This is a genomic window from Parabacteroides chongii, from assembly GCF_029581355.1.
GTDB classification, from domain to species: Bacteria; Bacteroidota; Bacteroidia; order Bacteroidales; family Tannerellaceae; genus Parabacteroides; species Parabacteroides chongii.
On record NZ_CP120849.1, the window covers coordinates 2,348,179 to 2,367,101 of the forward strand.

Sequence of the window (18,923 nt, forward strand, 5' to 3'; positions counted from 1 at the left end):
ATCTATTCCCTTTCTTTTTGCGGTGCAAGGAATAAACGGAAATAATCAGAGTTCACGGTAAAATTGTCTAAATATTTGACAATGGATCGTAGCCGGCAAAAGTATTATCCGGTAACTTTTACATATTTGAAGGTTAAATGTATCTTTGTCGGTATGATAAACGGTAAGATTATAGTAGTAGACGATAATGAGGCTGTGCTTAAAACGTTGCGGGTAATTCTTTCGCGTGAGTTTAAGACGGTTGTCTGTGCTTCTGTGCCGACTTTATTGCCGGCCTTGCTACGGGATAATGATGTCGATGTGGTGTTACTGGATATGAACTTCGGGACAGGAAAGCAGAGTGGAGGAGAAGGGTTGTTCTGGTTGGACCGTATTCGTGAGCGTCCTGAACCGCCTGAAGTCGTCTTGATCACTGCTTTCGGTGATATCGAACTGGCTGTCGCTTCACTGAAAAAAGGGGCGACGGATTTTATCGTGAAACCCTGGGATAATGATAAACTACTCTCCACTTTGGTTGCTGCCTGGAAAGTTCGTTCCGAGAGAAAACAAAATCCCTCTCGAAAGGAATCCGAATTTCTCTCGGAAGAAACTGATTCCGTCGTTACTTTGCTTGTCAATTCCCTTTTGCGAAAATATGCAACGGCATATGCCAAGCCTTTCCCCGCTATCACTCCCGATGCGTTGCGAAAATTATCAGCTGTCATCCTCAGTGGCGATCTGTCTCTCTTGCAGCAAACCATAGAACGAGCCGTACTTCTTTCGAATGCTTCTTTGCTGGATAGTGATGATTTCTATCTGGAAGATCCGTCTGTCACGGCTTCCCATCCGGTCACATTGGAGGAGATGGAGAAGCAGTTTATCAGTGAAGTGCTGGCTGATAAGAAAGGAAACCTCACCCTTTGCGCACAACAATTGAATATAAGCCGGCAAACACTTTACAACAAGATGAGGAAGTACAATCTATCTTATTGACCGGACGGTTTTTCACTGTAATGGCAAAACTTTGCCTGTTATTACCTTACGACAATCATTACATACTGATTTTCCTGTATTCTAGGGTTATCAAGTAACTCCAGTAGTTTTTGTTGTTTGGGAGAACCGGTCCGGACCACATTCATGCGCATTTCCGTCAAGGTGCGGATCATATAGAGGCAATCGTCCGTTTGTCCGTCCGGCCAAAAAGTAAGTCCTTCGTTCAGGTCGTCGACAAAACCTTGGCCTCTGCGCGGAAGTACAAACGTTTTACCCTCTTCTTTCAGATAAACAGCCTGATAGCTCAGTGTCGGTTTATATTCATATTCCCAGCCTAGCCAGTTGACCAACTTCGGCCCTTTTTTCTGATATACACCCATAAACAACCCTTTAGGATTTTCATATAATGTGCGTAACCACATTTTCCCGTCTTTTACACCTGTTTCTGCCGCATAGTCTGACAGAACGCCGGCTTCTCCAAAATGAATATCGTATAACGGGACAACTGTCTGCGGATCACTTAACTGATAGACCGTATCACAAAAAGGGATCATGAAAGTCATCTTGTCCTGCGCTTCATTCCAGTAGGAGGTCTGGAAGAATGGGATATTGTCTGTTTCCGTTCTTGGAAGGGAGGAAGGCTCCTTCAACTTGAATTTACCGAGTGTTTCCCCTTCCAGGCTGAAAGTCAACAGACAGTTTGGGAGACCGCTCGATGCTTCATAATGGCTTAACATATATCCGGAGGAAGAGAAGCCCAGCAGCTTGTCGTTCTGCAAGTTGATGGTATATTTCTTTTCTATCGTTTCCGGAAAAACGTATCTGTTGATAGTCAGCATCGTATCCAGTGGAGGCAGTTCGACAATCTGCGGATGATAAGGTTTGTCGGTTCCACGGGTTTCAATATCTTTACCACTCATTGCACAATACATGCGGGATGTTTTCTTATCATAAAACAGGTTATGTCCGTTCATGTCATTGTTCCATTTGTATGCCAGGGCTTTAAATCCGTAGCGTTTGCTCGGCTTTCCCTTTTTCCGGTAGTAAAGGCGAGGATTGTTGAACGTGAGGAATGCATTACTGTCCGGTATGGCAATAGCTTGTGTAATCGTGTAATTTCCGTCACCGACAATGTAATATTCGATTTCAGAAGCAATCTGACTCAATTTCAGGGGCTCTTTATCCTTATTGATCGCTTCCTCCAGGTCTATGCTGATCGGAGCAACGGAGTAGTCGACTTTCCCTTCATATTTAGGCGGTGTAACCGGACGGAGTTTTTTCTCACTGTTGTCTTTGCAACAGCATAGCAGGTTGATGCATGCCAGGCAGAGACTGAGGAGGATAAGATGCTTTTTCATGGTATCGTTTATTATTGATCGCTTCAAAAGTATATATTATTTATTTCTAAAGCAATCATTCGAATACGAAATAATCATATATTTACGAAAAAATAGTAATAGAGGGGAATAAAGAAGCTTATGCTAAATTATTACTATTTTACTACTATCATCACGTTCTGATTGTCCGGTAGATCACTGAGGAAATTCTTTAATGTGTTCTGTTTAGGGGAGCCCGTCAGTTTGACCTGTTGTTTCAAGTCTTTAGCAGACCGGATCATGTACATGTACTCGTCTGTCTGTCCGTCGGGCCAAAAAGGCAGGCCGTCGTCCAAATCGTTTGTTATACCCTGGCTTGTCAACGGTAATGCTTTGGTCTGACGTTTATTTTTCAGATAAACCATCAGATAATCTTCGGATGGGAAATCCCGGTTTTCTTTGTCTTTATTATCCAGCCAGCCGGATTTATTACTTTTACCCTCCCGGTGAACTTTCAGGAATACGCCTTTCGGGTTCTCTCTCAGTTCGTTTATCCATGCTTTGTTTCGTTTATCTCCTTTATTGATAACATAGTTGGCTGATGCTTTGTATTTCCCTAAATGGATATTATAGACCGGAGTAATCATCCGGTGATCCGACAGACGGTAGACTGTGTCGCAATAGGTAGCGGAAAAAGTCGGCTTGTTATCATATAAATAGGATGTGCTGTAAAGCCCTGTAAAGTTATAAAAGTTATCATCCTTGATTGTCCCGATTGAGTCGATTCCCGCGTAAAAATGACAAAGAGTATCATTTTTAAGATTGAATGTGGTTACCCCGTAATCGAAACCGGTTCCCGGATAATTGAACCTTCGGATATACATTTCCGGCGTGAATATTTCTCCCCAGTTTTGCAGGAAATAACGGTTGGGTAATGAATCCGCATATAAATAATGTGTCCTGGCTAACACGCTGTCCAGAGGAGGTAGCTCTACAATGAACTTGTCTGAATACCCGGTTTCCGGATTCAGTTTTTTTAATTGTACGTATAGCTTGGTTGTTGTTTTGTCGTAAAACAGGCTATTCCCGGGGGAATTAGAATCTTTCCAATCGCTGTATTTTGTCTTTAACCCTACCCGTTTCCGTTTCTTTCCTTGTCGGTAAAGATACAACTTCGGCTTGTTCAGTGCGATGAAACCTCCGTCGACGGCAACCACATCGGTTACCGGATATTTATCGTCACCAACCTGGAAATATTCAATAGAGGAAGCCACTTCGCTTAATCGCACTTCAGAAGATGTCGATATCGTTGATTCGACATCTATTGTCTCAGTCGGTTTTGTCCGGTCGTAGTTGGCTGTATATTGAGGACCGGTCGGCTGATGCGAACTCTTTTCTGCAGACGAAGAGCTATTATCCTCACCCTTTTGTTTACAACCGGAGATGAGAATCAACAAAATGAAGAATAGACCGTATGAGATGTTTTTCATTTGTATCAATGTTTTAATTTTGCCAATATGACAATGTTATTATCGTTCTCATGAAGGGATTCTGCCAATACAGTCAGCTCTTGTTTCTTCTCTTCCGTCAACCGGTTGGATTTTAATGCTTTTTCCAGCATGTTTTTCAGATTTGCCGGTTCCATGTTTTTGTAAAAGTAACCGTTACAGAAAGAATAGATGGGCCAGTCTACTTCTATATCACCCAAAAAGTCGTTATACAAACGGAAGAAAGCTCCTTTTCCGGTCTTTTTATCAACAAGGTAATATCTGGGAGGCGAAGAAACAAAATTGTTGGCTGATTCTTGCACCGGGTAAGAGGCATCTCCCATATAATGATTGGGAAGCTCAACATAACCATGCCAGGGGATAGGATCCTCATGGAAATTCAGGGTGAAGCAGGGGCGTAAACGGTTGTTTTGGAAATCGTAGTGGTACAGACTGTCTTCACGTGTAGGGATGATGCAAAGGATATTGACATCGAAAATACCGTCTATATTATTGTATGTGGTCACTTCATTGCTGTAATCCTGTGGTGCCTGGAGATGTCCGGGCTCTATAAAATTGATTCTGTTGCCCTGAAAATCCTGTGTCCAGGCTACAGCCGGTGTTCCAGGGAAAGGGAGTAAGACAACGGCAACGGTAGATTCCTGCGTATTCACGTGAAAGGTTCCTTTCGGTGCTCTCAGGCAAAGAGGGATGGGAGGTAAAGGGGTACCTTCCAGGTCATAAACCAATATCTGAGCACTTTGCCAGGGTAGGATGTAGATACGGTTGTTCTTTTCATCCAGCTGGGCATCATATACATTCAGATATTCATTGGGACCTTGTCCGTAAGCTCCGATTGTAGTAAGGAATTTGCCTTTCCGGTCGAAGAGTTTGAACGGGTTCTGTTTCTTATTCCATATCAGTATGTAATTATCGGAAATAAGCAGACGACTGTCGCTGACCAATGCTTCATCACGATTGTCCAGATGAATGATTTCTGCCTTCTCTGTCAGGAAACTGAGAGGTAAGCGTATGGAATCTGTCAATAATTTCTGATCGCATGAAAGAACCTGATCGTCTCCGACTTGTACAAAGGTACCGACAACAGGCGAATTATCCAGTCCGTTGCTGAATGACGTGTGATTACTGTTTTGACAGGATCCGGCTAATAACAGACAAAGTGAACCGATAATAAGATTTCCAAACTTCTCCATAATGTTGTTTTTTTGAATGATGTTGGGCAAATATATCCTTTAATATTGATAAAAGAGGAGAAAGCGTGTTGACATTTTAAAAGCTATATCTGGTCTTATCTTACTGATGAATAGGTATTTACTATTTTGTCGTAGATGAAAGGCATTGACATTTTTGTTCTCTTCTGTTAGAAAGCGTTCAAAATCTCATCCAGTGTTCGGTCTTCATCTTCCATTCCGAATTTTTCCCGTTTCATTCGTGCCTTTTTCTGACTGATCGCGGAAGGTGTGATATAATAGATGGATGCCAGGTCTTTTGTGCTGATACCGCTTTTCAGTAAACAGCAGAAAGCGATATCTTTTGTTCTAAGCAGAGGGTAAGTTGTTTTCAGGCGTTCGGCAAAACCCGACCATATTTCATTGACGGTTTGGATCAGTTCATCTATTTCATCTGCAGTCAATCTCGATTTACTGTCTTCCGTATTCTCTTTTGTTTTGCCGGCAAGGGATGGAATCTTTTGAGAAGCAGAAAGACGACGGAACAGTTGTTCACGTAAAGCTGTAGCCCTTTCACGCAGGGATATCAATTCCCGTTCTCTTTCAAGCTGGGCAACCTGATTTTTCAATTTCTGTTCTTTGAGCTGCTGTTCACTGATTATTTTCTTTTTCCGTAAACGGCTATAGATAATATACCAAAGGGTACAAGCTGTGATCAATATCAGGCATAAGGAGAGGAGGTAAATGTCTTGTTGTTTCTTTTTGAGTTTCAACTCATTATTCTCATTTTTCAATAGTTCTTCCTGATACCGTTGTTTCATTATTTCAGAATGGACTTCACCGGAGATGTTATTGAAGCTTTGTGAATAATTTTTCCAGGTATAGTATGTCTGTTCGCTTTTATTACCTTGTTCATATAGGTTGGCTTGTAGCTGATAAGCACGGGTGGCGATGTAAGGATTGGTGCTTTGTATGGCATTTTTCAGATACATTCCGGCAGAGTCTGTTTCTCCGGCAGCGATGTATATTTGTGCCTGTGCGAGCATATGGTATGGGTAGCTCGTACGTCTGTTGCTAAATTCTATGGCAGATTTCAGGGCGGCGGTAGCATTTTTAATATCCCCTTTTTCTTTCTCTATATCACTTATCTTTTCGTAAAAAAAGGCTGTTTGTTCGTTTGAGTTGGCTTCCAGGGATTTATCGATCGCTTTCCGGTAATAAATAAGAGCACTGTCCGTTTGTCCGGTGTATCGGTAAGCCTGTCCGATCTCTGCCAATACACTAGCCTTCTCCGGTGTTGAAATGAGAGCCGTATCTTGTAAAGATCGTACATGTTGTTGCAATGCCTGTTCCGGTTTATTATTATTCAGGCAAGAAATACCGCTATATTCATATAACCGGGTTCGTAATGAGGCATTGGGAGCAAATGGAATACCCCGAATAAAAAATGAGTCGGCACGCGTATAGTCATTTGCCTGCATATTAATAAGTCCTGCCCAAAAACAAGCTTTGGAAGTGTTGATGGAATCATTATTGGCAATGAAAATATCAATAGTTTCCGATATCAGAGAGTCTGTCCGGTTTTTACTTCCTTTTTGTATTTCAGCAACAGTGTGATACAGGTTGTATTTTGCCTTCGGATAGTCGGCGAGGCGATCAGGATTTTTGATCTTATGCAATAAGATCAATGTACTGTCCGGTTTCATGTTCAGATAACTTTCTGCCTGTTCTAACCAATAGTTTGTATCTCTGCCTGTGCAAGCGGAGAAAAATAGTATGATAATGAACGGCAGAAAGTTCTTTCTCATGATATATTTCGGTTATTTGAAGCAAAAAAGCGAAGGGTAAATGTGCAGTTAAAATATAGTATGTTTAATTTTTTCTATAACTTCTTGAAATGCACTATTTTTTATGCGACTACATATCCTTACGACATCTCGTTCTGTATATCCTCCGATCAACTGACATATTTTTCGATCTGTTTTGCCATCGATCGTTTTGAGTTAGCAAAAAACTGTTTTTTTTCTTCTTCCAGTTCTTTTTTTTCTGTGTCTTCCTTTTCAGAACGAATTTTCCATCCCATCTTTTGGGCTAGAAACTCAAATATAGAAAATTCCGATTGGGGAATATCTACCCGTATACTTAATATGTTTCCAGTTGCTTTCATTTCGTTCATATATCTATAATTACAAAGATATAAAGAATTTCTGAATCATTATATCTTTGTAATATAAAAGACTTGCATTTATTAGTATCCTAATTTAAACTCCTGATCGACGGCAGGGATACCTTCGCTCATCCATTGCGGCATCGGCTGCTTGTTCAGGTAATGCTGGAAGAACTGGAACATACGTTTCTGGAAGTCGATACGGTTTGCCAATCGCATCGGCCAATGGATTTCACCGGTATAATTCAGCAACCAAACCGGTTTTTGCAGGCGCTTCAAGGCTACAAAATATTCGATTCCCTGATACCAGGGCACATGGCCATCATTGTCATTATGCATGATCAGGATAGGAGTTTCTACCTTATCCATGGTAAACAAAGGTGAATTCTCCATATATTGCAGCGGAGCATTCCATAAGGTTCCACCGATACGACTCTGTCCGTGTTCATACTGGAAAGAACGGTTCAGACCTGATCCCCAGCGTATTCCGCCGTATGCACTGAACATATTCACAACGGGAGCACCTGACTCTATGGCTGAGAACAGGTTCGTGCGGGTAGCCAGGTAAGCGACCTGGTATCCTCCCCAGCTATGTCCCTGTGCACCGATTCCTTTTTCATTAACATAACCTTTGGCAATCAATGACGTGATTCCCGGCATAACACAGTTGAAACAGCTTTCTCCCGGATAACCGTCTACATAACGTACATCCGGATTGAAGATGATGTACCCGTTACTGGTATAGAAATGATAATCGATTGTGGAACGATGAGGTTCCGGCATATGATAGGCGTAAAGCGTTTCCGAATTACGTTCGTAGAAATTGACGATTACCGGATATTTCTTTGCCGGATCGAAATCAGCCGGTTTATAGACAACGCCTTCCAGTGGAACACCATCCAGTGAAATCCAGGAAACGAGTTCTGCCGTACCCCAGTTCAGTTGCTCCTGTTGTTCTCCTCCATGTGTCAGTTGGACAGACTTCTTGAAGCTCAGATCGGATAACCGTACATCCGGATATTGTTCGAATGTCTCTGACGTGTAAATTACCGCATCTGCATTTTTAGCCTTGACCGGAGTTTTCAGCATAAAGTTGCCGGCCAGTAATGTCTTAGGTGCAGCCGGTGCTGAAAGGGTTACATGGTAATAGCCCGAACCTTTTGTTTTTTCGTTGAAAGCCAGTAATAACTGCGGCTTTTTCGTATCGATGAATTTTTGTTCTTTATCCAATTGTATCAAACGGTAAGACAATTGCTCTTTCCGTCCGTTGACGGTAAGGTTGACTGCCGGCACTTGTGCCGAAGGATCGAATTTCCAGATATCGTAACGGTCATATAGCAAGATATTGCGATCATCGGTTGTCCATCCGGCAAGGCCGTGCGGAGATGGATAGTCCGGAACATCGTTGTCTTCATCCCATGCTGCAAATGTAGCGGGAGTGGTGAGGCGGTATTCTTTTCCGTTTTCCATCGAATACGTATACCAGGAACTGTCTTGCACACAGTACCAGTAGGCATAAGTTCCTTTCGGAGAAAGGCGCATATTCGTGTTTGCCGCTTCCTTGATCTGTTTGCGGTCTCCTGTTTCCAAATTGATCGTGTATATGTCATAACGGCTTCTGCCTTCCCACATTTGTTCAGTTGCATAGGGTAAATTGGTTGACAATAAGGCGATTGTAGCATTGCCTTCATCGTCAGTCAGCAAATTCGGGATTTTTTTATCGGCAAGCTGGAATAACTTGTTGCTGTTGATATTATACACTGCGGCATACGTTTTTTTCAAGTCTTTTTGCTTGTTGTATACCTGTTGCGTATATTGGATATCTTCATCCCATTTCCATATCTGTACGTTTGGATAGTTATCATCCAGTCGGGTGGTGTCTTTTTGCAATGGGGCTGGTGCCGTACCGAAGAAAATGCGTTCGGAATTTTTAGAAAAACGCAGATTTCCGTTTCCGCTGATCACCCAACCGGCAGGAAGGAAAGCCGCCTTTTTGTCTGCAACTAAACGTGCAGGAGCATTGTTCTCAGCCAGATAGAGTGAATATAATGTATTTGTGGAATCTTTGTCCGGGCAATGAAGAAAAGCAATCTTACTTCCTGTTTCATTGAATGTTATTTGAGAGAAAACACCTTTCCCCTCGAAAATCAGGGAACTGCCTTTGTCGGGAGTATATGTACATACGGTTGAATCAGTCGAATAATACAAGACATTGCTTTTCCTGGCAAAGCCAAACTCATTTACATCGGAGAACGATATTTCTTTACTTCCGTCCAACGCACGGACATGCAATACGGTATCCGATTTACTGCTCCGTTTGTAAGCGATCCAATCAGCACTTTCTGATAGTTTGTATGATTTCAGGGAATCGATTGTCTCTTTTTTCTCCGGAAGATTGAAGATAATCAATTCGTCCGAAGGCATATCTGCTTCTTTTGTCTTTTTCAGTTTCAGAGCTTCCACTTTTTCCAGTTCCGGCTTTTTTGTAACTAGCAGGTATTTGGATGAGGCGGAAAATTCGGCATGACCTGCCGGAAGAAAAGAGGCTGTCATTTCTCCTTTGGCGTTGTAGACGAAGATACTGGCATCCCCCCTCCAGGGTTCCATTTTACAGGCAACCCATTTCCCGTCGTGGGATATAGCCTGTTCTGTAATGCGTTTCCAGCTAACCATTTCGTCGAATGTCATTGCCTTTTTGGTCTCCTGCGCAGAGAGTGTGCAATAAGCATTCAGGCAGATTAAAAATGCCAATTGTTTCAGATTCCTCATATGATCGATTAAGTGTGTTATGTTTATGAAATGCAATATTACGAGTTTTTTATAAAAGGATATGTCTTGAATGAAATGAAAGTTCTATATTTGTATAAATAAGATTCTTTTATGAAGACAAAAACAGAGTATCTGGCAATACTGAAGCAATTTAAGGAAAAGGCCGCAGATAAATATGGCATTCTTAAAATAGGCATTTTCGGTTCTGTCGCGCGTGATGAACAAACGGCCGATAGCGATTTGGATGTCTGTATAGAGGTAAAAGTACCCGATGCTTTTGTTTTGGTTGATATTCGTGATGAATTGGAGCAACTATGTAAATGTAAAGTGGATTTGGTTCGTTTAAGAGCAGGTATGAGTCACTTATTCCAAAAAAATATTGAACGGGATGGAATTTTTGCATAAAGAAGAAATAATCGAACTATTAGAATATGTAAGCCAAATTGCGGAAAAGATTATTAAGCGTACGGCTGCCATAGAATCCGTTGATGATTTCTTATTGTCTGATAGTGGGATGGAGAAGATGGATGCAGCATGCATGCTAATGCAAGTGATAGGCGAAAACTTAAAAACTGTGGATAATAAAACAGAGCATAAGTTGTTAAATCAATATCCTGAAGTTTCATGGAAAGGGGCGATTGGCATGCGAGATTTTATATCTCATCATTATGTTGGAGTTGATCCTGATATTATTTTTGTGACAATTAAACAACGAATGCCAACCTTACTAAATGCTGTAAACCATATAATAAAAGATTTGAAGGAAAATAATTAATAAAAAAGAGAAGAATGTAAATGAGGCATTCTTCTCTTTTTTATAGATATTATTTTTTCAATTCATCCTCGATCATCTCTTTCATCTTCTCTACTCCCATAAAACCTACCTGGAAATGAACCGGTGTTCCGTCTTTTGACAGAACCATATAAGAAGGTACGCCATTGATACCGAATTTCTTTCCCCAGAAATCCCATTGATCAGAAGTTACGCGGTAGTGTTCACCTTTAATATCCGGGATCATCTGTTCCCAGGCTCCTTTAGGCGAATTTTCTCCGGCAAGATAGAGGAATACGACGTCTTTCCCCTCGAATTCTTTCTTTACAGGCTCTGATTGCTCCATAGCCATACGACAAGGGCCGCACCACGTTGCCCAGAAATCAACGAATACAACTTTTCCACGGTAAGGGGTTGTAATGGCATTGAATAATTCTTCTGCAGGGATATCGGCGATATTAACCCGGTCGACTGTATAACCGGATTTCTTTTTGTTTTCTTCGATAGTCTGCTTGAGCTTGTTATTCATCGTTGTCAGTATGTTTTTAATGACAGGAGATATCTCATCCGCCTGAGCCAGTTCTTCGTCGGTGAGCGGTTTAAATTCCTGGATAGGACGTGCCAGTTTTTGAGCTGCTATCAGGTCGAACAGGATGCCTTTGTCTGTGCCCATTAATTTGGCAAGATCTGCTGTATTGTCCGGGAATTCTTTTGTTCCTTCCGGAAGAGGCTGTCCGGAGATGTTTGCATACTGGAGGCTTCTTATAATGTTACTGTAATAAGAAGCATATAATCCGATGGGATCGTTAGGAACCAGGCGCGGAACAAAGTCATAATATTCGGCAGTGATAACCGGTTGTACGAATCCAACGGCTGCCGAGTCACGCGGAATATTGTTGGCTCTCCGGTAGGCATATTCCAATACATAATACCCCATTAATTGCATAGCTGTCTCCATATCGGCATTCAGCACAAGGATCTTACGGTATGCATCGCTGATATGCGGATATTTATCGAGTTCTTTCAGGCCTTTCTCTCTACGGTCCAGCCAGTATTGTTTGTACTGATCGATGTTCATGGTAGCTACATCCTTAAACATTTGATCGTAATCTTCCTGCGAACTGATACCTACCGGCAGACCACGCAGCGGACTATTGCATACTTCATTGTTTAATGCTGCCAGAGCACCGCTGAAATAGTACTTTTCTCCTGATGACGGTTTATCTTTCTGTAATTTTGATTGTGCACGGCATATCTCGGGGAAGTTTATTTCAACAGAAGTCGTTTCTCCCGGTTTCAGGTAGACCGGAGCCTGCATGAAATTGGCAGATATATTAACCACTGAGATATGGTTAAGAGGCAGTTCCAATGTAAAATCACCCTTATTGTCTACCGATATTTTATTTTCATCCACATCACCGGTCACCGGGTTATAAGCCCATGTAGATCCCTGTAATTTCATTTCCGGGCGGAAGCCTGCGATATGGCCTTTAAGAGTGGCGATACCGGATTTCAGTTCCGGAGTTTCCAAAACAGGAGACTCTTTCGGGTTCTTTTTGCCTGCAAGAGGTGAAAAAGCCGGTTTCCCATCCAAATGGATTCCCCAGATGCTGAATGCTCCTTCGAATTCTCCTTCGGTAAAATCGACAATTGTTGTATTTTCAGGTAGCGGTGGGAAGATCATCTGGAAAGAATATGTCCCCGATTCCGGCATCCATATTTCTTTATCCGGCTCCATACCAATACCCGACAGAAGTTTGTATTGTTTTCCGTCGGCTTGCAGATAGCTGTCTTTAGCGATTTTTATCCAGTTGTGGGGACGATAAAAAGCGTCGATATAGACTGTTGTTGCCGTGTCGCTTAATACGATCTTTTGAATTTCGATAGAAGTGGAACTCCATGCGTCAAATGCCGGTAATTCTACTACTCTTTCTTTTGCTTGTATCGTTGTACAATAAAGGAGTACAATGAGTAATGATAGGATTTGCTTCATACCTGTAGAATTTAATTTGTGTTTAAAATAGTATGTTTAATGTTTTTGATCGGAAATATATGTATATAAAACTGTAAATCGTAATAATTACGATGAAATCGTAGATAAATAACATTTGTTGTCAGAGCATGCCCCCATTTTAATATATGGAAACTTTTCCACTTCCGATATTATATGATATCGTTTAAGCATCATGTGCCGATGTAACATAAAATACATCGGCACACGGTTTTTCTTTGTTTTTAAAGATTAAATAACGGTTTCGGTTACCACCTGCCCGTCAAACAGATTGATGACACGTGATGCATACCCGGCATCGTGTTGGCTGTGCGTCACCATGACGATGGTTGTTCCTTCTTTATTCAGCTCGTTGAGCAGGTTCATGACTTCCTGTCCGTTCTTACTGTCCAGGTTACCGGTCGGCTCATCGGCAAGGATCAGTTTCGGATTGGCAACGACGGCACGTGCAATAGCGACACGTTGCTGCTGACCCCCGGACAACTGTTGGGGAAAATGTTTCTCGCGATGGACAATTGCCATACGTTCCATTGCCTCTCTGACTTTCTGTTTGCGTTCTGCTGCTGAAACTCCCATGTAAAGCAACGGGAGTTCTATATTCTCGTATACATTCAGTTCGTCGATCAGGTTGAAACTCTGGAATACAAATCCGATAATTCCTTTACGTAACTTGGTACGCTGGGCTTCCGTGAATTTAGAAACTTCTGTCCCGTTCAGATAATATTCACCGGAACTCGGGTTATCCAGTAATCCTAGAATGTTCAGTAGCGTAGACTTACCGCAACCGGAAGGTCCCATAATTGCTACAAACTCTCCTTCTTTCACTTCGATATTCACCTTATTCAAAGCCCATGTTTCCACTTCTTCTGTGCGGAAGATTTTTTCTAATGCTACTGTCTTAATCATGCGTATAAGAATTTTAATTTATTATATAGAGTACAAAAGCTGTGCCACATTTGTAAATGGTTGATATGTAGTTGTATAAAAGCTATTAGATAGTTGAAGGTCGTGCATATCCGCACGAATCAAGTTCGGAAACGCACATATAATGTCAAGGGAATAAGTCGTAATGCATAAAATATCAGAATGTAAACCAAAACTGGAATTTTGCGTTTTCTTTGATATGTTAAAATATATTACCCGGTCGGGTATTTTCATTTACCTGGTATAGTAATCCCGATTACCTGGTAGGGTAGTGTCATTTTGATAATTGCGTTAATAGTACAGTCTATGGAATATCCTCATAATTAAATTAAAAAATCTGTTTAGTAAGACATGCCTTCTGTTCTTGTAGACGATTGACGTGGAGGAATATTTTAAATAGAGATGTTTTTTTGAATCATATCTTATATTAGTCTGTATATTTGTGCGTTCAAAAGTAAAAAGTGATGAGCAATATAAATAATGCACCTGCGTACTGGTTTATTTTCTTCAACGACCAGTTACTGCTGAAGAAAGAAGGTGAAACCTATACAATTCCTTGTAGTATCCATCCTCCTGTTCCGGTAGAAAATGTATTGGAAGTCAGTTTGTTTCAGGATATACCCTGTCGAACAGCCGTTGTAGAAGCTCCGCTGGAAGAGACGCCCGATTTCCTTCCGATGGGATTGCGTGCCTCATACGATTATCTCGATGGCAGGTTACATACTCTGTCCGGAAAGGCTTACGAATTGATTTATTGGGATCGGCACAGCCGTTTTTGTCCGGCTTGCGGAACGAAAACAGTCATGCAGACTGCTATATCCAAGCAATGTCCCGCCTGTAAATATGAAATATATCCGGTTGTGTCTCCGGCGATATTGGTACTGATACGTAAAGAAGATTCAATCCTGTTGGTCCATGCCCGCAATTTCAAAGGATCATTTCATGGGCTGGTTGCCGGTTTTCTGGAAACGGGGGAGACGCTGGAGGAATGCGTAAGAAGGGAAGTTATGGAAGAAACAGGACTGGAGATTACCAATATTTCTTATTTCGGAAATCAGCCCTGGCCTTATCCGAGTAACCTGATGGTCGGATTTATAGCCGATTATGTCAGTGGGACGATCCGTCTTCAGGATGAAGAACTGAGTGAGGGAGCATTCTTTACGAAAGAGAATCTGCCGGAGCTTCCCCGAAAACTCAGTCTGGCCCGTAAGATGATCGACTGGTGGCTGGAACAGAATAAGTGATAGTTACATAATGGCACAATATGAATCGTGAAATTGAGCGTTATTCATATTCATATTGTGCCGTGAAATCAGACCGTGAACTGTACGAAACGAGTTCCTTCGACTCTGAGCGGATAAGGTTATAATTGCTATCATAGGTGTTGATTACTTTCCTGAGAGCTTCTCCGGTTGCGGAGAAAGTTACCGAACGTGTATTCAAACCGTCGGTGAAAGAATGTTGAATGTAATTGATCAGTTGGTTATTAGCTACGTAATATCGTTCCAGGATCAATTTACCGACCTTGTCGTAGGTATAGGTCGTATAACTCTCCAGTACTCCGGAAGTCCCGTAATGTTCTTTCCGGTCCAGCATATTGTTTTTGTATTTATAGAGGTTATATTCGGATTGGGAAATAGCCGGATAATAAGTGATGCTTTTCTCCAGCTTCCCCTCTTTGGAATAGATATAGACCTGTGTCTGCAGGTTAATAAATCCTGACGGTGCATTCTTATTGGCAGTAAAACTGGAAGTAAGCACCAACTGGTCTTCCTGGTCATATTGGTATATATTATATTCCAGCGTATCGGTTACTTCCGTTCCGTTATACATACAGTCGGAAATCCGGGCCAACTTGCCATCACTGTTATATTCATATACTTTACCGGAATAAACAGAATCGAAAGAAGAGGGCACGACCCGTTTTAACCGGGCATTATTAAGGGATAATCTCTGAGGAACCTCATCATTGACAAAAGCCACTTCCGGGTTCTCATTTTGCGGAAGTTTGTCCAGATCGGAAGAGTCGCAACTGACCATCCCGTTGGCGAATAACAGGATGCAGACTAAAAGAGTCCATATTTTTTCAGCTCTCTTCTTCATAAAGAGGTATTCTGTTTTTTATTGATTTTCCAATGCATCCACCCAAATGTCCAAGCACAATTGCGGATAGACGAAAAAACTTTCCTCCAAAGTTCCTGCTGCTTTTATTTGTTCCGAGATCTGGTCGGCTATCGCAGGTTTTGAAGCCATGAGAATATCATTGATGATGTAAGAAAAAAAGCCTATTCCTCCTTTCAGAAATTTATCCATCACCAGATACGACAGGTTAGGGGAGGAAGAAAGGACAAATTCTTTGAAGTCCTGATATTCCTCTGTTTCCATATAGGTGTGCGGATTGCTTATATAAGATAACTCATCGCATTTCTCCACGAACCGGTCATATTTTGCGTTGAATATTTTTCTGTCGGATTTGGAAGTCTGCTTCATGCCTTGGTTGATCCTGGCGCGCAGATCAGGGGTTACCTTATATACATCCGGCTCCTGAAAACTGTCATTGTCGCAGGAGGTAAAGAATAATAAGGCAATCGAGGCTAGCAAAAGTGCTAATATCTGTAATTTAGTCATAATTGTCTGCTATTTTTCGTTTTATATCTTAATCCAAAGACGCAATATATCAATGAAATGCTGCATCTAATCCGATTTATTATTAATAGTCTTTATAATAAAACGGACGAAATCTTAAAATACTGCATGGCAGACAAAAAAAATTATAATTTAATACTGCCGGTCACTGTTTGCTCCGTTTCAGCAAAGAGTTCGGCGAAAGGTTTTGCTTTCACAGGAACGGGGTCGTGGATGATGAGTTCGATGCGATTGCCGAGTCCTAAGGGGAAAGATCCCCATTTGGTCACTTTCCATGCGTTGTTGATGGTGACCGGTACTATATAGGCTGAGGGGGCATATTTGCAGAGTATTTTTAGTCCGTTTTCGGCAAAAGGACGGGGTTTGCCTGTTTTGCTTCGCGTCCCTTCCGGAAATATTACCGCCGAGCGTTTGTTCGTTTCAATATATTCAGCCATAATCCGGATCGCTGTCAATGCCTGTTTCGCGTCTTTCCGGTCGATAAGCACGGAGCCACCATGATTCAGGTTGTACGAAATGCTGGGGATGCCTTTGCCGAGTTCGATTTTACTGATGAATTTAGGATGTACCTTGCGCATGAACCAGCAGATGGAGGTAATATCGTAGAGGCTTTGGTGGTTTGAAGCTATTATAAGGGGAGAATCGGCGGGGAGCTTTTCCAATCCGCTTACTTTGTATCTTGTTCCCAGTACGTAGGTATTTGCCACCAGGAAAAAACTCAGAACATCCACACTCTTTTTGTGTGCCTTGTAACCAAAAAGGTTGAAGCAAATCCACTGCACTATATGAAAGAATCCCAGTGTTATTCCAAATAACAGATAGTAGATAGCTGAAAGCGGATACGAAATGATTTTCTCCATTTTATCCTTTAAGTTGTATATTTATAAATTCGACCTTATGTTTATTAATAAGGTAACAAAAGTATAAAAAAATATCCTACTACTGTCGTTATGGATAACTATTGTAAAATTTTTGAGTCCTCCAGCGTTGTGCATTTTTACGTTTGTAACGTGCACTGGGCATAAATACCTGTTGCAGCAGATCGTCGAATGAGATGCCTGACGGTTTCCGGGCTTCGGCACGGATACCGGGAGATACCTGGAAAGAACCTAACATTTTAACCTTGGGCAATGGCTTATTCATCCCATATAACCTGAATACGGACGGGGGAAGGTCTTTCAACGCTACTTTTCGGTTTGGGTTATGCTCTTCAGCGTTTTGCGGACGGACGAACTCGGTGAAATCTTTTTGGATGGATTGTGCGGGAGACTGTTCCGGTGACAGGATCATATGGGAAGCCGGTTCTTCCGTATTGATCAGTGTACCTGACTGGATCGCTTTCAGCGCTTCGGGATTGAGTTCCAGTTTCTCTTTGCCGGAGAGAATTTTCTGAAGCCATACCGAATCCTTTTCTGTCCATTGGGCATATAGATATTCCGTATTGCTCAGGCAGATCAATAATAATATAATTACTTGTTTACTCATCTAAAAAGTTCAACTTCCCGTACATAATCTAATATAGAAATGTGCGGGAAGTTGAAATACTGCATCGTGTTTCGATTTATTTAGTTTCGATCACTTCTTTTACCTTTGCTTTCAGTCCGTCGCCACGCAGGTCGCGTGCAACGATTGTGCCGTCGGGACCGAACAGGATGATATGAGGTATGCCGTTGATACCGTATAGTTTGGTCGGTGTTTCACCGGCATTCAGTATTTGTGGCCAGGTAATTTTCAATTCTTCTATAGCCTTCTTTGTATTTTCCTGATCGTCCCATACGGCAACGCCTAAGACTTCCAGTCCTTTGGCTTTGTATTGATTATAAACTTCTGCCAAAACGGGTGTTTCTGCGCGGCAGGGACCGCACCAGCTTGCCCAAAAATCGACCAGCGTGTATTTGCCTTTTCCTACATAGTCGGATAATGAGACTTTGCTTCCGTCTTCCGTTTCGATCGTAAAGTCGACGAAGGGTTTTCCTTCGGCAGTCTTTTCTATAGCTTCGAAGCGCTGTATCATATCTTGCATATCGGGAGTGTTGCGCATCGGCTCGCTCAGTTGAGTTATTTTAGCCTTTACCTGGTCGGGAGAGAGATAGCCGTCCATATGGTGCAGGGACCTGATTCCTATCGGGTTATTCAGGTTTTTGTTGAAGAATCCGTCGAGTATAGCCAGATAAGCCGGTTTCCATTCTTGCTGGAAAAAGTCTTTCTGTAACTTCATGCGTTCTTCTTTATCCTCCGTTTGTTTCATGAGCTCCTGTCGTTTGGAATCGATCAGGTCCGACATGCTATCCTGAGCAGCGAAGAAACGTGCGAATTCATCATTTAAAGGACTTCCTGACGGAGATACCGGTTTACTCAGATCGAGGTTGATCGTCCCGTTCTCAAGAATGAAATTGACATAATATTCCCGGCTGGCGGTGATCTGGCAATAAGCGGGGGTGTCCATCTTTCCTGTGAAGGTGAAAGTATTTCCTGTGACGTTTGTACTATCTATATTGCTCTTGCCATCGCGGTTATAGATATAGATCATTTGACCATCCAGCGAATTATCCGGAATAGTACCGTTTATGGTATAAGTCGTGGCCGGCTTTTCCGAACAGGCTGTGAAAAGCAATAGTCCGGTTAACAATGTGAATAAAAAGTTTGTCTTCATATAGTTGATAATTATA

At 41.9% G+C, this 18,923-nt stretch carries 17 protein-coding genes; 4 read left to right on the forward strand and 13 right to left on the reverse strand.

The window, feature by feature from the left end; all coding sequences use genetic code 11:
* The first annotated feature begins 153 nt into the window (after window positions 1-153).
* The gene (locus P3L47_RS08780; protein WP_122363275.1) at window positions 154-972 is read left to right on the forward strand and encodes a response regulator; all 819 of its coding nucleotides are present in this window, start codon (window positions 154-156) and stop codon (window positions 970-972) included.
* 41 nt (window positions 973-1,013) lie between these two features.
* On the opposite strand, the gene P3L47_RS08785 is transcribed toward P3L47_RS08780, so the two are convergent.
* The 6 genes from P3L47_RS08785 to P3L47_RS08810 all read right to left on the reverse strand — a co-directional run bounded on the left by P3L47_RS08785 (window position 1,014) and on the right by P3L47_RS08810 (window position 9,901).
* Entirely contained in the window at window positions 1,014-2,330 is a 1,317-nt protein-coding gene (locus P3L47_RS08785; RefSeq protein WP_277783361.1) for a DUF4933 domain-containing protein, read from the reverse strand.
* A 134-nt stretch (window positions 2,331-2,464) separates the two neighbouring features.
* Window positions 2,465-3,778 (reverse strand): DUF4933 domain-containing protein, encoded by a 1,314-nt coding sequence (locus P3L47_RS08790; protein WP_277783362.1) that lies wholly within the window; start codon window positions 3,776-3,778, stop codon window positions 2,465-2,467.
* A gap of 5 nt (window positions 3,779-3,783) precedes the next feature.
* Window positions 3,784-4,989: a 6-bladed beta-propeller gene (locus P3L47_RS08795; protein ID WP_277783363.1), complete on the reverse strand. Its 1,206-nt coding sequence runs from the start codon at window positions 4,987-4,989 to the stop codon at window positions 3,784-3,786.
* 167 nt (window positions 4,990-5,156) lie between these two features.
* Complete coding sequence (locus P3L47_RS08800; protein ID WP_277783364.1) at window positions 5,157-6,773, reverse strand: tetratricopeptide repeat protein; 1,617 nt, start codon at window positions 6,771-6,773, stop codon at window positions 5,157-5,159.
* A gap of 149 nt (window positions 6,774-6,922) precedes the next feature.
* A complete protein-coding gene (locus tag P3L47_RS08805) occupies window positions 6,923-7,141 on the reverse strand; it encodes a hypothetical protein (RefSeq protein WP_277783365.1) in 219 nt (72 codons plus the stop codon).
* 72 nt (window positions 7,142-7,213) lie between these two features.
* Complete coding sequence (locus P3L47_RS08810; protein ID WP_277783366.1) at window positions 7,214-9,901, reverse strand: S9 family peptidase; 2,688 nt, start codon at window positions 9,899-9,901, stop codon at window positions 7,214-7,216.
* 111 nt (window positions 9,902-10,012) lie between these two features.
* Here P3L47_RS08810 and P3L47_RS08815 point away from each other — a divergent pair, with 111 nt between their 5' ends.
* Window positions 10,013-10,306, forward strand: coding sequence for a nucleotidyltransferase family protein (locus tag P3L47_RS08815; protein WP_277783367.1), 294 nt, complete (start codon window positions 10,013-10,015; stop codon window positions 10,304-10,306).
* The gene (locus tag P3L47_RS08820; RefSeq protein ID WP_277783368.1) at window positions 10,290-10,676 is read left to right on the forward strand and encodes a HepT-like ribonuclease domain-containing protein; all 387 of its coding nucleotides are present in this window, start codon (window positions 10,290-10,292) and stop codon (window positions 10,674-10,676) included. The genes P3L47_RS08815 and P3L47_RS08820 overlap by 17 nt, the downstream gene beginning before the upstream one ends.
* 49 nt (window positions 10,677-10,725) lie before the next feature.
* On the opposite strand, the gene P3L47_RS08825 is transcribed toward P3L47_RS08820, so the two are convergent.
* The gene (locus P3L47_RS08825; RefSeq protein WP_277783369.1) at window positions 10,726-12,666 is read right to left on the reverse strand and encodes a TlpA family protein disulfide reductase; all 1,941 of its coding nucleotides are present in this window, start codon (window positions 12,664-12,666) and stop codon (window positions 10,726-10,728) included.
* Window positions 12,667-12,915: 249 nt separating this feature from the next.
* Complete coding sequence (locus P3L47_RS08830) at window positions 12,916-13,590, reverse strand: ABC transporter ATP-binding protein (protein WP_122363208.1); 675 nt, start codon at window positions 13,588-13,590, stop codon at window positions 12,916-12,918.
* 482 nt (window positions 13,591-14,072) lie between these two features.
* Between P3L47_RS08830 and nudC the strand changes: the two genes are divergently transcribed.
* Entirely contained in the window at window positions 14,073-14,852 is a 780-nt protein-coding gene (nudC, locus tag P3L47_RS08835) for an NAD(+) diphosphatase (RefSeq protein ID WP_122363212.1), read from the forward strand.
* Between the two features lie 40 nt (window positions 14,853-14,892).
* Here nudC and P3L47_RS08840 read toward each other — a convergent pair whose 3' ends face one another.
* The 5 genes from P3L47_RS08840 to P3L47_RS08860 all read right to left on the reverse strand — a co-directional run bounded on the left by P3L47_RS08840 (window position 14,893) and on the right by P3L47_RS08860 (window position 18,907).
* Complete coding sequence (locus tag P3L47_RS08840; RefSeq protein ID WP_122363213.1) at window positions 14,893-15,711, reverse strand: hypothetical protein; 819 nt, start codon at window positions 15,709-15,711, stop codon at window positions 14,893-14,895.
* Window positions 15,712-15,729: 18 nt separating this feature from the next.
* Window positions 15,730-16,236, reverse strand: a complete 507-nt coding sequence (locus P3L47_RS08845) for a hypothetical protein (protein ID WP_277783370.1) — start codon at window positions 16,234-16,236, stop codon at window positions 15,730-15,732.
* A gap of 143 nt (window positions 16,237-16,379) precedes the next feature.
* Window positions 16,380-17,114 (reverse strand): lysophospholipid acyltransferase family protein, encoded by a 735-nt coding sequence (locus P3L47_RS08850; RefSeq protein WP_277783371.1) that lies wholly within the window; start codon window positions 17,112-17,114, stop codon window positions 16,380-16,382.
* A gap of 88 nt (window positions 17,115-17,202) precedes the next feature.
* Window positions 17,203-17,739, reverse strand: coding sequence for a DUF4858 domain-containing protein (locus P3L47_RS08855; protein WP_277783372.1), 537 nt, complete (start codon window positions 17,737-17,739; stop codon window positions 17,203-17,205).
* 76 nt (window positions 17,740-17,815) lie between these two features.
* Complete coding sequence (locus P3L47_RS08860; protein ID WP_277783373.1) at window positions 17,816-18,907, reverse strand: TlpA disulfide reductase family protein; 1,092 nt, start codon at window positions 18,905-18,907, stop codon at window positions 17,816-17,818.
* Window positions 18,908-18,923: the final 16 nt, after the last annotated feature.

Excerpts from the sequence above, each read along its gene's own strand:
- P3L47_RS08785 (WP_277783361.1), bottom strand. The coding sequence starts at position 2,330 with ATGAAAAAGCATCTTATCCTCCTCAGTCTCTGCCTGGCATGCATCAAC.
- P3L47_RS08800 (WP_277783364.1), bottom strand. The coding sequence starts at position 6,773 with ATGAGAAAGAACTTTCTGCCGTTCATTATCATACTATTTTTCTCCGCT.
- P3L47_RS08805 (WP_277783365.1), bottom strand. The coding sequence starts at position 7,141 with ATGAACGAAATGAAAGCAACTGGAAACATATTAAGTATACGGGTAGAT.
- nudC (WP_122363212.1), top strand. The coding sequence starts at position 14,073 with ATGAGCAATATAAATAATGCACCTGCGTACTGGTTTATTTTCTTCAAC.
- P3L47_RS08840 (WP_122363213.1), bottom strand. The coding sequence starts at position 15,711 with ATGAAGAAGAGAGCTGAAAAAATATGGACTCTTTTAGTCTGCATCCTG.
- P3L47_RS08860 (WP_277783373.1), bottom strand. The coding sequence starts at position 18,907 with ATGAAGACAAACTTTTTATTCACATTGTTAACCGGACTATTGCTTTTC.
- P3L47_RS08830 (WP_122363208.1), bottom strand. The coding sequence starts at position 13,590 with ATGATTAAGACAGTAGCATTAGAAAAAATCTTCCGCACAGAAGAAGTG.
- P3L47_RS08815 (WP_277783367.1), top strand. The coding sequence starts at position 10,013 with ATGAAGACAAAAACAGAGTATCTGGCAATACTGAAGCAATTTAAGGAA.
- P3L47_RS08845 (WP_277783370.1), bottom strand. The coding sequence starts at position 16,236 with ATGACTAAATTACAGATATTAGCACTTTTGCTAGCCTCGATTGCCTTA.
- P3L47_RS08855 (WP_277783372.1), bottom strand. The coding sequence starts at position 17,739 with ATGAGTAAACAAGTAATTATATTATTATTGATCTGCCTGAGCAATACG.
- P3L47_RS08810 (WP_277783366.1), bottom strand. The coding sequence starts at position 9,901 with ATGAGGAATCTGAAACAATTGGCATTTTTAATCTGCCTGAATGCTTAT.
- P3L47_RS08795 (WP_277783363.1), bottom strand. The coding sequence starts at position 4,989 with ATGGAGAAGTTTGGAAATCTTATTATCGGTTCACTTTGTCTGTTATTA.
- P3L47_RS08790 (WP_277783362.1), bottom strand. The coding sequence starts at position 3,778 with ATGAAAAACATCTCATACGGTCTATTCTTCATTTTGTTGATTCTCATC.
- P3L47_RS08850 (WP_277783371.1), bottom strand. The coding sequence starts at position 17,114 with ATGGAGAAAATCATTTCGTATCCGCTTTCAGCTATCTACTATCTGTTA.
- P3L47_RS08780 (WP_122363275.1), top strand. The coding sequence starts at position 154 with ATGATAAACGGTAAGATTATAGTAGTAGACGATAATGAGGCTGTGCTT.
- P3L47_RS08825 (WP_277783369.1), bottom strand. The coding sequence starts at position 12,666 with ATGAAGCAAATCCTATCATTACTCATTGTACTCCTTTATTGTACAACG.
- P3L47_RS08820 (WP_277783368.1), top strand. The coding sequence starts at position 10,290 with ATGGAATTTTTGCATAAAGAAGAAATAATCGAACTATTAGAATATGTA.